General features: G+C 46.3%; 12 protein-coding genes. All 12 read left to right on the forward strand.

Translation table 11 applies throughout. The annotated features are described in order from the left end of the window. Nucleotides 1-219 precede the first annotated feature (219 nt). The 12 genes from MHI25_RS05115 (at nt 220) to MHI25_RS05170 (ending at nt 12,455) form a co-directional block, all read left to right on the forward strand. Nucleotides 220-957, forward strand: a complete 738-nt coding sequence (locus MHI25_RS05115; protein ID WP_076129269.1) for a Wzz/FepE/Etk N-terminal domain-containing protein — start codon at nt 220-222, stop codon at nt 955-957. Beyond that, nucleotides 941-1,582, forward strand: a complete 642-nt coding sequence (locus MHI25_RS05120) for a CpsD/CapB family tyrosine-protein kinase (protein ID WP_076129268.1) — start codon at nt 941-943, stop codon at nt 1,580-1,582. Before MHI25_RS05115 ends, MHI25_RS05120 begins: the two co-directional genes overlap by 17 nt. A gap of 149 nt (nt 1,583-1,731) precedes the next feature. Continuing rightward, nucleotides 1,732-2,622 carry a UTP--glucose-1-phosphate uridylyltransferase GalU gene (galU, locus tag MHI25_RS05125; RefSeq protein ID WP_042185171.1) on the forward strand — a complete coding sequence of 297 codons (891 nt, stop codon included), beginning with the start codon at nt 1,732-1,734 and terminating at the stop codon, nt 2,620-2,622. A 30-nt stretch (nt 2,623-2,652) separates the two neighbouring features. Continuing rightward, nucleotides 2,653-3,345 (forward strand): sugar transferase, encoded by a 693-nt coding sequence (locus MHI25_RS05130; protein ID WP_076129267.1) that lies wholly within the window; start codon nt 2,653-2,655, stop codon nt 3,343-3,345. Nucleotides 3,346-3,370: 25 nt separating this feature from the next. Further along, on the forward strand, nt 3,371-4,306 hold the full coding sequence (locus MHI25_RS05135) for a glycosyltransferase (protein WP_036676610.1): 936 nt from the start codon (nt 3,371-3,373) through the stop codon (nt 4,304-4,306). Nucleotides 4,307-4,315: 9 nt separating this feature from the next. Further along, nucleotides 4,316-5,662: an O-antigen ligase family protein gene (locus MHI25_RS05140; RefSeq protein WP_036676609.1), complete on the forward strand. Its 1,347-nt coding sequence runs from the start codon at nt 4,316-4,318 to the stop codon at nt 5,660-5,662. After that, entirely contained in the window at nt 5,659-6,432 is a 774-nt protein-coding gene (locus MHI25_RS05145; RefSeq protein WP_036676606.1) for a WecB/TagA/CpsF family glycosyltransferase, read from the forward strand. The genes MHI25_RS05140 and MHI25_RS05145 overlap by 4 nt, the downstream gene beginning before the upstream one ends. Then, complete coding sequence (locus tag MHI25_RS05150; protein ID WP_076129265.1) at nt 6,429-7,907, forward strand: O-antigen ligase family protein; 1,479 nt, start codon at nt 6,429-6,431, stop codon at nt 7,905-7,907. The genes MHI25_RS05145 and MHI25_RS05150 overlap by 4 nt, the downstream gene beginning before the upstream one ends. Continuing rightward, nucleotides 7,873-9,258, forward strand: a complete 1,386-nt coding sequence (locus tag MHI25_RS05155; protein WP_076129264.1) for an oligosaccharide flippase family protein — start codon at nt 7,873-7,875, stop codon at nt 9,256-9,258. The genes MHI25_RS05150 and MHI25_RS05155 overlap by 35 nt, the downstream gene beginning before the upstream one ends. 26 nt (nt 9,259-9,284) lie before the next feature. After that, on the forward strand, nt 9,285-10,142 hold the full coding sequence (locus tag MHI25_RS05160) for a glycosyltransferase family 2 protein (protein WP_340395082.1): 858 nt from the start codon (nt 9,285-9,287) through the stop codon (nt 10,140-10,142). Further along, a complete protein-coding gene (locus MHI25_RS05165; RefSeq protein ID WP_036676596.1) occupies nt 10,129-11,316 on the forward strand; it encodes a glycosyltransferase family 4 protein in 1,188 nt (395 codons plus the stop codon). Before MHI25_RS05160 ends, MHI25_RS05165 begins: the two co-directional genes overlap by 14 nt. Continuing rightward, entirely contained in the window at nt 11,316-12,455 is a 1,140-nt protein-coding gene (locus MHI25_RS05170; RefSeq protein ID WP_036676593.1) for a glycosyltransferase family 4 protein, read from the forward strand. Before MHI25_RS05165 ends, MHI25_RS05170 begins: the two co-directional genes overlap by 1 nt. Nucleotides 12,456-12,491: the final 36 nt, after the last annotated feature.

Genomic DNA, 12,491 nt, shown 5'->3' on the forward strand with positions numbered 1-12,491 from the left:
TCCGTGTTTTTTTGTGCGTTAAAACTTAAATTAGCCCTATATATGGCACTAAAGTATACCTAATCCCCCTCTTAAGAGGTATAACGTCTTACTCCAAAGTGAAGAGGAAAGTGATGGTATGAGCCATGTGGCGAATGGTGTGGATTGATAGAATTAAAGCAACAACTGAAACTTTCATGAATGCTTTCAGAATGTAATTTTAGCGGAAGGAGGGTTACTGTGGAAAAGACGATTCTGGATTACATTAACCTGATTAAAAAAAGGTTTTGGCTCATCATGGTGTTCGTTTTGATCTCCTGTGCTACGACTTACTATGTTAGCAAAAACTTCGTTGAACCCGTCTATTCCGCTTCCGGACAGCTGCTTGTCAACAACATTGCCAAAGCTCCCGAGAGCAACAATCTTAACGATTTGAGCTTTAGCCTGAATTTAATTGAGAGTTACAAGGAAATTATGAAATCACCAACCATCATGAAAAGCGTAATAGAAAATCACCCGGAGTTTGGTCTCACGGCCGATGAACTAAGTCAGAAGCTTGAGATTAAAACTTCAGAGAAGAGTCAGGTGATCAACCTCAATGTTCAGGATGAAAGCTACACCAAAGCTGCCGGGATCGTAAATGCGGTATCGCAGACATTCATTCGTGAATTGCCGTCGCTGATGAGGGTAGACAATGTTACCTTGCTGACACCGGCCGATCCGACTGATGTTCCAGGGCCCTCGAACGGCGGGTTTGCGATGAATCTCATCATTAGCTTTGTTGTATCCCTTATGGCTGCCTTAGGAATTATTTTGCTGATGGAAACACTTAACGGCACATTAAGGTCTGAAAAGGAAGCGGAATATGACCTTGGTCTACCGGTAATTGCTTCGATCGCAACCATTCGCAAACGTGATTTGGGCAAGGCGGCAGGCGACACCAGAGTGAAGGAGGGTGCTTATGTTGCGGCTAAATAAGAGTCTGGTTACAGACGTTAATCCATCCTCGCATATCTCCGAATCGTTCCGATCACTGCGCACATATATACGTCAGCTTGAACTAGCGCAGGGCGGCGGAGGAAAAGTGCTGCTCTTTACATCAGCAGAAGCTGGGGCAGGCAAGACGACAATCTTGTCGAATCTCGCGGTTTCTTTCGTCCAGGACGGCAAGAAGGTAGCGGTGGTTGACTGCAATCTGAGACATCCCGGTCTTCATACCGTGTTTGAAGTAGAGGGGAGTGACGGGCTTGCGGCTTATTTAAGTGGGCAAGAGGAAGCAGATAACATCGCAGTCCTCGGAAACTTAGCCAATCTTTCAGTCATCCCGGCAGGAAAAACTCATGTTAGTCCGCCGGATTTGCTGGGGAACCCCAAAATGACCGCTTTGCTTGAGGAACTAAAAGAAAACTACGATCTGATCCTGCTGGATTCTCCTTCGGCAGTCGATTTCAGTGATGCTCGTATATTGGCACCTCAAGCGGACGGCGTGATTCTGGTGGCCAGATACGGAAAGTCCAAACGGGAATCGATTCGCAAAGCGAAGACGCTGCTTGAACAGACCGGCTCTAATCTAATCGGAATTGCCATGAACCAGGCGAAGTAAATGTTTATGCTTTCGAAGGAAGTTTTGCTTGAAGTCAAATTATTGAAGCTAATGCTCACAAAACTTAAGTTTATGCTTTCGAAGTGAGTTTTGTACGAAGTCAAATCATTGAAGCTAATGCTCACAAAACTTTTAGGAGGTAAAGTGCGATGAAAAAGGTAAAAAAAGTAATCATACCCGCGGCAGGACTAGGTACGCGCTTTCTTCCTGCAACGAAAGCCATGCCTAAAGAAATGCTTCCGATTATCAATAAACCAACCATTCAATACATTGTTGAGGAGGCTATTGCTTCCGGTATTGAAGATATCATCATTGTTACTGGTAAAGGTAAAAGAGCCATTGAGGATCATTTTGACAATGCGTTTGAGCTGGAGTCTAGGCTTCTGGAAGATGGAAAGCTGGATCTGCTTAAAGAGGTTCAACGTTCAGCTAAGGTAGAAATTCACTATATCCGCCAGAAAGAACCGAAGGGTCTGGGGCATGCCGTATGGTGTGCAAGACGGTTTATCGGAGATGAGCCATTTGGTGTCATGTTAGGCGATGATATCGTCACAGGAGCCGTACCTTGCCTTAAGCAGCTGATCGATCAATATGAAGAAACACAAAACTCGGTTATCGGAGTTCAAGAGATTCCTGATGAATTCACGAATCGTTACGGTATTATTGAACCGGATTTGCAGGACGGTAAATTGTATCGGGTTAACAATTTTGTAGAGAAGCCGCCACTAGGTACGGCACCTTCCAATCTTGCGATCATGGGCCGGTATGTGTTTACGCCGAAGATCTTTAAGTATCTCGATTTGATGGAAGAAGGCGCTGGCGGAGAGATCCAGTTGACAGATGCCATTCAGAAGCTGAATCAGAGCGAACGGGTATATGCCTATAATTTTGACGGAACAAGATATGATGTCGGCGAGCGGCTTGGATATATTTTGACAACACTTGAATTTGCACTGCAAAGCGAAGATTTGCGCTATCCGGTGATGGATGCAATGGCGGAATGGCTGAATAAAATGGGACAAACCAGCTTGAGTAGTTAAGTTGAGTTCGCAAAATTTTAGATGAGGAGGATGAGCATGCAAAAACTGCCGGAAGACTACGAGGCGGTCCTGCCGAAACTTTACATGCTGCATACCGATGAGAGAAGGAAAGAAGCAGAGTCCTATTTGATAATGAAACGGATGATCGATATCTTTTTTTCCGCTCTTGGTCTTCTCGTGTTAATGCCATTATTTGTTGTCGTGGCGATTCTGATCAAGCTGGAGGATCCGAAAGGAAAGGTGTTCTTTCGGCAAAACCGGGTTGGGAAGAATGAAAAGCAATTCCCGATGTATAAGTTCAGATCCATGGTCAGTAACGCTGAGGAGTTAAAAGAAAACCTGATGGCCTATAACGAAGTGAGCGGTGCCATGTTCAAGATTAAGAACGATCCGCGGATCACACAAATAGGGAGATTCCTGCGCAAGACGAGCATCGATGAGCTACCTCAGCTGTGGAATGTGCTGATAGGTCAAATGAGTCTGGTCGGTCCTCGTCCTCCGCTGCCAGAAGAGGTGGCTCAGTATACGGATTATGACAAACAGCGTTTGACGGTTACTCCAGGTTGTACCGGATATTGGCAAGTAAATGCCCGAAACAGTGTCGGCTTCGACGAAATGGTACAGCTGGACTTAACCTACATCCATATTCGGAGCACCATGCTGGATCTAAAAATCATTGCTAAAACCGGACTGATGTTACTCGGTTCAAAAGATGCTTATTAATAATGTGGAAATTAGGTGAATGCCGATGCGTGAATACGGAGACGTTCCTAAGCTTTCCATTATCATCTGTACCTACAACAGAGCACCTTTATTGATCAAGACGCTTCAGTCACTTTTAAAGCTGGATCACTTAGAGCAGGCGGAGATCATTGTTGTGGATAATTGTTCCAAGGATGATACTGAAGCTTGCGTCAAAAAGTTTATAGGAAAGCATGGAGCTGATGTGGATATCCGCTACATGATGGAGCCGATGCAGGGGCTTTCAGCGGCTAGAAATACAGGAATTCTGGCTTCCAAATCGCCGCTGATTGCCTTTCTCGATGATGATGCCATACCTTGCCAGCGTTGGATAACAACGATTGTCAGTACTTTCGAGAGTAAACCGGAGGTCATGGCTATGGGAGGCAAAATCGCTCCGATATTTGAAAGTAAACGTCCGGACTGGTTGATTAAACCCTTTGAGCTTCCGTACACGATTGTTGATTTAGGTAGCCGGATTAAGGAATATCCCAAGCAACTTCATCCTTGTGGGGCCAATATGGCGATGCGGAAGCTCGTATTCGACATCAGTCTTTTTCCCCTAGATCTCGGAAGAAAGGGTGATTCTCTGCTCTCTGGTGAAGAGACCTGGTTATTCGGACAGATTCAAAAAGAAGGGCATTCCATCCTCTACCATCCGGAAATGGCGGTTGACCATTTCGTGCCGGCGGCCCGTTTGACGGAAGACTGGATTATGAGGCGCTATTATAGCCAAGGCATCTCTAACGCTATGAAAAGCGAAGGACTAAAAGGCAAGCTGCTTCTAGTGGGAAAGACAGCCGCTAAGCTCGTGTATATCCTGGCTGATTCTATCCTCTCAAGAAGTAAAGGAAGAAGGCTTTTGAATAAATGCAGGCTGGAGAGTATTCGTGGAACGCTTCATATGATTCTCAATCGGGAGAGGCATTCCGCAGCGGGGTGAGGGATTAACATGACAAATTTTGAGTGGGGCTCCAAATTAAATGTTTTGCCATACGGGATGCTCTATCTCATGTCGGCCCTGTTCTTTGGAACGGCGGTCATCTACCAGCCGATGATTGCGATAGCTGCCGTGCTTCTGATTATTTTGCTGGGAATCTCGATTTCACGGCCTGAACTGATCAGTTATTTCGTTCTAATCACGACGGCAATATCGATTAACTTTTTATATGATGGCAGCATGTTCGGAATGGAGATACTGTCCCTTTATAAATTGGTTATCGTGATGCTGCTTGTTCCTTGTATTCTGGTCAATGGCTTGCGGTTTCGTCTGAGTCACCCCTTGTGGGCAATGGTAGCGCTGCTGGTGATTACCTTTGGGTCTTCGATCTGGCTGCCGGAAATGACCTCATCCATTGCAGTTAAAGCTTTTATCGGTCTATCCATTCCATTCGTATTTTTATTAATCAACTGGAAAAAGAATGTAGCCGAGCTGCAAATCAAAATTATCTGTATGCTTCCCCTTGTTAGTGTAGTGGTTGGTTTGTTGCTGCAGCTTGCGCATGTTCATAATTTTCTCAACATCGAGTATACAGGCGCTGTACGGATTCAGGGGGCTAATATTCCTGCGCATTTAGCGATGCTGGCCTTTATGGGAGTAGCGATTCCATTTATAGAGGTGAAGCGGAATCCGCAGCAAGCACGCTTTTTCTATATCATGTTAGTTCTAAATTTCTTTATCTTGATTGGAACAGGAACAAGAGGGCCTATATTGGCACTTGGACTTACCGTTCTCTATTACTTCTATGATATTCTCCGCCAATATTTGAAGGGCAGAACCTATCTGCTAATTCCGTTGATGGGTGCATTTTTCCTGATTATGGTCGCCGTTTTCTGGCAGCTCGATAATTTTGAGAAACGTTCCTTTGAGAGACAGACAGATACGGCTGTTGATTTATCAGGAAGGTCAGAGGCATGGGAGTATTTCTTAAACAAGGCTGCGGACTCTCCTTGGTCTGGTAGAGGGCTTGGAGCAGTGACGGTAGCAAATGATGGAACATTGTATAAGGGTTTTGTAGTTCCGCACAACGAGTATATCCGCTTTTACTTCGATGGGGGATATATTGGCGCTATTCTGTTGATGTTCTCTTTATTGGCTGTATTTATTCTGGTGTACAGAGCATTGGCTCCGCCGATCAAACCTTATTATCTGTTATTTATTGCAGCGTTTTTAATCTACTCATTCTCCGATAACACGCTGTCGACGGTCCAATTTATTATTCCGTTCTGTTGGTACCTGAACTGCCTGTATCGATCTTCACAGCCAACCGATTCCCCACAAAAAGAAGTGATACGATGAGTCAAGTGAATATGTTCGATGTCAATTTTGATAACTATGATTTCATGGATTTGCTTGATTACATTGATAAAACCATTCAGGAGAGGAATCAGTCTTATATCCTCACTTGCAATGTAGATCATGTGATCAAGCTTCGTAAGGATAAAGAATTTCAAACGGTATATTCGAAGGCAGGCGCAGTTGTTGCTGACGGAATGCCACTGATCTGGGCATCCAAAATGCTAGGCAAGCCGCTTAAGCAGAAGGTATCCGGCGCGGATCTATTTAATCGATTGGGCAACGCCTTTGAGCAAAGGAAGTACCGGCTGTTCTTCTTAGGCTCAGCTGAAGGCGTGGCGGAACGGGCAGCGATGAATTTGAAAACAGCACATCCCGGAATAAATGTGGTTGGCTGTTATTCTCCATCCTATGGATTCGAGCACAATGAGGAGGAGAATGAACGCATTATAGAAATGCTGACAGAGTGCCAGCCAGATATCGTGTTTGTTGGTGTAGGAGCACCTAAGCAGGAAAAGTGGATTTACCGCCACTATACCTCTTATCAAGCTCCGATATCGATCGGAGTGGGAGCGACCTTTGATTTTCTGTCAGGCTCAGTGAAACGAGCGCCTAGCTTCATGCAAAAAACAGGGTTCGAATGGTTCTGGCGGCTTAGCCAGGAGCCAGGCCGGCTCTGGAAAAGATATCTTGTGGACGATGCACAATTTCTACTTTTATTACTTAAGGAACTGCGTAAGCGGGATAAGGTGAAGGAAGGAGGCTTGGAATGAGTGTATTTACGCCCCCATCACTTAGGTTCATCAAGACAGTTGGATTAATAGGGGGGACTGCTGCTGTAGGTGTCTCTCTTCCGCTGATCATCGGCTTCTCCAGTGCGATGCTGAGTTCATCGAACAGTCTGCAGGGAGCCATTCTCTCAGCCATCCTATTCCCAGCTTTCTTGTTAGCCATACTTAGACCGAAAATGCTGGTTGCTTATACCTTGCTAATCTGGGCCGTAGCTCCAGAGCTGCGCCGCATTGCTGACTGGTCAGAAGGAGTGTATCACTCTGTATCCTTGCTGAGCTTAGCTCCCTTGTTAACCGGTGTAACCTTGATCATTCCGCTGCTGAAGGAGATTCATAATATTCAAAAAGCCTCCACGCGGATCATGTTAATGTTCGCAGTTGCGCTGGGTTATGGTGCTTTAATCGGTTTGGCTAAGAATGGCATGGGCTCAGTTTATGACTTAGCGAATTATATTGTGCCACTGCTGTTATTGCCGTACTTTGCCGTCACGAAGTTCAAGCCGAAGGATATCGATCGACTGCTTACCGCTTTTGCCAATATTGCAGTCCTAGTTGCCATTTACGGGATTGTTCAGTATTTGACGGTGCCACCTTGGGATGTGTTCTGGATGAAACATGCGGATATGATGTCCATCGGAAATCCATATCCATTGGAAATCCGAGTGTTCTCTACGCTGAATTCGCCCGGACCGGCTGCAACCTTCTTAGCGTTTGCTTTAGTTCCGATGATACTGGAGAAAAAATGGCGGGGAACATTGCGCTGGATCGGCGTTCTGCTAGTTGTAATCTGCCTGCTGACTACTTTGGTACGTGCGGCATGGCTGATACTCCTGGTGATGCTGCTCATGTATATTGGAACCTCTCCTTCTAAGGGAAAGTGGAAAACCTTGATCCAATTAGTTTTTGTGGCTGCTGCGTTGTTCTGGGTTGTGCCGAAGTTGCCTGGTGCCGAAGGACTGGTTGCTCGGGTAGAGACACTTTCTTCTGTTCAAGAAGATCACTCTTATAATGAACGGCTAAGCTTATGGCAAAACATGCTGCCGATGGTTGCCGCCAATCCAGTAGGTCAGGGAATTGGTAGTGTAGGCCAAGGGACTAAGCTTGGTAATGACGGCGAGCTTGGAGAGTACGGAATTATGGATAACGGAGTTATCGCTTTACTGCTTACCTTTGGTGTTCTGGGTGCTGTTTTCTTCTTCGGAGCTTTAGGCGCAGTTGTCAAACAGATATTCGCTAGAGTAATCAGCAGGGACCAATTGCAGCCCTACGCCCGACTTGCGTTAGCTACTTGGACCGGTGCGATTGTCAGTCTAGTTTCAGATAATGGGTTTCCCGGACTCAAGGGATACTTAATCTGGATGCTGATCGGTCTTGGCCTCAGCGCAAGGGAGATTACTCAAAGTAGAAGGAAGGGAACACCGTATGCAGCAGTTGAATGCAAAATCTCTCCCCGCTAGAACAATCTGGTCATCTTTTAGACTGTTCGCCAAGAGCAAGGACAACAGCTCGGCAGCCGTAAAAACTATGTTTGTCAGTGTCATGATCCTATTGATTAACATGTTAACTGGTGTACTGACCGCACGTTATCTTGGACCGACAGGTCGTGGGGAACAGACGGCAATGATTAACTGGTCACAGTTTCTGGCGTTTAGCATGAGCTTTGGCATTCCTTCAGCTCTCATCTATAACGCTAAGAAAAATCCGGAGGATGCCGGAGTGCTTTATCGTATGGCATTGCTGCTCGGTACCATTTTTGGAGTCATAGCGATGATTATAGGTATCGTGGTCTTGCCTTATTGGCTGAAATCCTTCAGTCCGGAGGTCGTGACCTTTGCTCAGTGGTCTATGATTCTGTGTCCGATTATAGTGATCTCTCAAATTAACAATGCAGCTTTTCAATTCAGAGGCGAATACAAGAGGTTTAATTGGATTCGCTATCTAGTGCCGTTGCTTACACTGACGATGATCGGGATATTGATCGCGCTGGATCAGATGAATCCATTTACAACTGCAGTTGCCTATCTTCTTCCGGGAGCTCCGCTGTTTATCGGAATGACGATTTCCTTGCTTCGTACCTATAAGGTGAAGATGAGAGGGGCCTATCAGAATTTAAAAAGATTGTTTACTTACGGGCTTGGTTCCTACGGCAATGACTTGCTTGGCAATTTCTCTACCTATATCGATCAGATCGTAATTGCCGGTTTGTTAAGACCTGCTGATTTGGGGCTGTATGTAGTGGCTGTGAGTCTATCACGAATGGTTAATTTTTTCTCAAGCTCAATTACGATCGTGTTGTTTCCTAAGGCTTCTGAGCTGTCCAAAGAACAGGCAGTTGAGTTAACATTCAAAGCCTTCCGAATAAGTACGACCTTCACCATGCTTGGCGGAGTATTCCTGATGCTCTTAGCCCCTTTAGTAATTCCGTTGATGTACGGCAAAGACTTCAATGCGGCATTAACCGTGTTTCGCTTATTGCTCCTTGAAGTGACCATTAGCGGAGGGACGATCATTCTGGCGCAGGCATTTATGGCGTTAGGCAAGCCAAAAGTGGTTTCGATGCTTCAAGGTTTCGGCTTACTTTTGGTTATCCCAATGTTGTTCCTGCTCATCCCTAAATTTGGCTTACTCGGAGCAGGGATAGCGATGTTGTCATCAGCAATCCTGCGATTTTTCTTCATTGTTCTCAATATAAAGTACACCTTAAAAGTTAAACTTCCGCGGCTGCTCATTACCCGGGAGGACATTCAGTGGATGAAGACGACGATGAATTCTTACATTCGCAAGAAACCTATGGATATGAATGGATAATGCGAAAGATAAAGGAGGAAACCTTCATGGATTCAGTAAAAAGCGTGGTAGGCGGCCAAGGCAATTATCCAATATCGGCTGTCATCATCGCTCAGGATGACGAAGTTCGAATATCTAAGGCCATACAATCCTGCAGGTTATTCGCCGACGAGGTGGTTGTGATTGACGGAGGCAGCAAAGACGGGACAGTACAGCTTTCTGAAAGCTTGAATTGTCGTGTATACGTCAACCCTTGGCCCGGATATGCGAAACAGAGGGAGTTCGGAGTAGAACGCGCGGTTCATGATTGGGTCTTCCTTATTGATACTGACGAAGTGGTCAGCGACGAGTTGGCCACGAGTATTCTTGAACTGAAACCGGGGCTTATGGATCAATCGGTTGCCTATTCTATCTACCGGATCGGTGATTTTATGGGCAGATGGCTGGATCGTGGCGAATATCTAGTGCGCCTTTACAACCGCAAAGCGTATGGCATTCGAAATAGCTTGGTGCACGAGATGCCCGAGGTCTCTGAAGAGCGAACCATACGTTTGACAGGAACCCTCTGGCATTATGGTTACCGCAGTATTAACGATCATGTGGCACGTTTCAATAAGTACACTGACTTGGAAGCTGAAAGTGCGTATGCCAAGGGCAAACGATTTCGGGTCAGTCATCTGCTGTTAAGACCACCAGCCCGTTTCCTGCAAAAGTATTTCTTACACGGGTTGTTCAAGAAGGGAATGTCAGGTTTCGGAGTATCCGTATTCTGGGTCATGTATGAATTCATGGTCGGCTTCAAGCATTACGAATTAATTAGATCGGGAAAGCTGACTCAGCACAATGCGAAGACGAGTCAGACCGAGAAGGAGAATAAAGGAGAGAGAAGCTATGCCGTACAGTGACGGATTGAACATTATGACGACAGGCCTTAGCTGGCCGTCGCTACAGCCGGGTGGGCTTAACACGTATTTCAAATCCGTTTGCGAGCAACTCTCCTCACGTAATCGGGTGCATGCGCTGATTTGCAGTCAAGAGACGCCTGCTACCCCTGAGGAATTGATTATTCACAATGCCGGAGATCCAAAAGATGGGATCTGGAAACGTAAGGATGCTTTCCAGCGTAAGGCGGCCGATCTGATGGGAGAGGGCAGTGGCCGTATAGATATTTTATACACTCACTTTGCTCCTTATGGTATTGGTCCAGCCCTGGAAGCAAAGAAACGTGGGATTCCTGTAGTGATGACTTTTCATGGCCCATGGAATGAAGAAATGAAAATCGAAGGCCAAGGCATTAAGCACCGGGTCAAAACAACCATCGCCAAATCCATTGAACATAGAGCCTATAAGCTTGCGGATAAGTTCATCGTGCTTAGTGAGACGTTCCGCGATATTCTCCATAAGCTGCACGGAGTGCCACTACACAAAATTATTGTGATTCCAGGCGCAGCTAATGTGGAACGTTTTATCCCCGCTACGAATCGATTGGCGATTCGCCGAACCTTGAATTTACCTGAGGGAGCAACAACCGTGCTGACTGTCCGGCGGTTGGTCAATCGGATGGGACTACTCCAGCTGCTTGAAGCCTGGAAGCAAGTTGCGGAGCGATTCCCGAATGCAATTCTGCTGATTGGTGGTAAAGGGCCGTTGCGGGGGGAACTGGAAGAAAAGATCGCCGACTATGGCTTAAGCAACAAGGTAAGGCTGCTAGGCTACATTCCTGATCATGAACTGGCCTCTTATTATCAGGCAGCGGACATGTTCGTGGTTCCCTCACAGGCATTGGAGGGCTTTGGTTTGATTACCGTTGAAGCCTTATCTTCAGGATTGCCAGTGATGGCTACACCGATTGGCGGCAATAAGGAAATTTTGCAAGGCTTCCGGCCGGAGCTGCTATTTAAGAGTTCAAGTAGCGACCACATGGCTGAAGGCATGATCCATATGCTTAGCAATCGAAAGCTGCTTCCGAGCCGGGATGAATGTAGGGAGCATGTACTGGAGAGATACACCTGGGAGCATGTTACGGATCAAGTAGAATCCGTGTTCCTACAAGCCTTAGGAGAGGAGGTGACCACGTAATGCTTAGAGTGGCCTATATAGATCACACTGCTAAATGGAGTGGTGGAGAAGTTGCCCTGTTTAACATCCTTACCCATATTGGAGAACAGATCGATCCCCTGGTAATCCTGGCTGAGGATGGTGCCCTGGCTGAACGGCTACGAGAAAAAGGGATGGATGTCCGTATTATTCCGCTGGATGAGAGCATCAGAAGTCGTGGTAGAAATGCAGTTAACTTGGGAGCACCTGCTGCAGCCTTCAAGCTGTTGGCTTATGGCCGCAAGCTTGCGCCGCTTTTAAAAGCGGAGAAGGTAGATTGCGTGCACACCAATTCCCTGAAATCTGCATTATACGGAGCCATCGCTGCAAAAATAGCGGGCGTTCCATTGATCTGGCACATCCGGGATCATATTGGAGCTCCTTATTTAAAGCCAATCGTTGCCAAAGGCATTCGTTTGCTGTCGCGTCTGCTCCCCAATGGAGTCATCGCAAATTCACATTCTACGCTGAATGCTTTGGAGTTGCCGCGTTCGAAAAAAACGCTGGTCGTATACTCCGCTTTTGCTAAAGCGATTGGTAATGGAATCGGTATGCGGGACCAGAAGGATTTTAACGTACTGCTAGTTGGTCGATTGGCGCATTGGAAAGGTCAGCATATTGTGCTGGAAGCCGCAAAAAGCTTTAAGAACGAACCTCGTGTGAAATTCTGGCTGGCCGGAGACGCTCTGTTTGGAGAAGAGGCTTATAAGCAGGAATTGCTGCAAAAGATAAAAAACGACGAGCTTACTAATGTAAGCATGCTAGGGCATGTGGATGATATCCAAGGCCTTATGAATACTGCTGATTTACTGATTCACACTTCGGTAACTCCTGAGCCTTTTGGCCAAGTTATCGTTGAAGGAATGGCAGCGGGATTGCCGGTGATCGCCTCCAATGAAGGCGGGCCGGTAGAAATTGTAGTTCAAGGTGAGACAGGGCTACTGATAGAGCCTGGTGACGCGGCGATACTGGCAGACTCCATTAAATGGATGCTGGATCACCCAGAGGAAAGACGGCGGATGGCGGACAATGGGATGAAACGAGTGAAAGAGCATTTTGTTATCGAGAATACGGTCAAGGACATCGTTGACTACTATAAAGGTTTGTTGGCGGGCACCTGACAGATGATATGACGCGGTAATTCTGAAGATGATGCT

Origin of the sequence: Paenibacillus sp. FSL E2-0177, assembly GCF_037992975.1 — a bacterium.
Lineage (GTDB): Bacteria > Bacillota > Bacilli > Paenibacillales > Paenibacillaceae > Paenibacillus_AQ > Paenibacillus_AQ odorifer.

Excerpts from the sequence above, each read along its gene's own strand:
- MHI25_RS05155 (WP_076129264.1), top strand. The coding sequence starts at position 7,873 with ATGCAGCAGTTGAATGCAAAATCTCTCCCCGCTAGAACAATCTGGTCA.
- MHI25_RS05130 (WP_076129267.1), top strand. The coding sequence starts at position 2,653 with ATGAGCATGCAAAAACTGCCGGAAGACTACGAGGCGGTCCTGCCGAAA.
- MHI25_RS05150 (WP_076129265.1), top strand. The coding sequence starts at position 6,429 with ATGAGTGTATTTACGCCCCCATCACTTAGGTTCATCAAGACAGTTGGA.
- MHI25_RS05170 (WP_036676593.1), top strand. The coding sequence starts at position 11,316 with ATGCTTAGAGTGGCCTATATAGATCACACTGCTAAATGGAGTGGTGGA.
- MHI25_RS05165 (WP_036676596.1), top strand. The coding sequence starts at position 10,129 with ATGCCGTACAGTGACGGATTGAACATTATGACGACAGGCCTTAGCTGG.
- MHI25_RS05140 (WP_036676609.1), top strand. The coding sequence starts at position 4,316 with ATGACAAATTTTGAGTGGGGCTCCAAATTAAATGTTTTGCCATACGGG.
- MHI25_RS05160 (WP_340395082.1), top strand. The coding sequence starts at position 9,285 with ATGGATTCAGTAAAAAGCGTGGTAGGCGGCCAAGGCAATTATCCAATA.
- MHI25_RS05145 (WP_036676606.1), top strand. The coding sequence starts at position 5,659 with ATGAGTCAAGTGAATATGTTCGATGTCAATTTTGATAACTATGATTTC.
- MHI25_RS05120 (WP_076129268.1), top strand. The coding sequence starts at position 941 with ATGTTGCGGCTAAATAAGAGTCTGGTTACAGACGTTAATCCATCCTCG.
- MHI25_RS05135 (WP_036676610.1), top strand. The coding sequence starts at position 3,371 with ATGCGTGAATACGGAGACGTTCCTAAGCTTTCCATTATCATCTGTACC.
- galU (WP_042185171.1), top strand. The coding sequence starts at position 1,732 with ATGAAAAAGGTAAAAAAAGTAATCATACCCGCGGCAGGACTAGGTACG.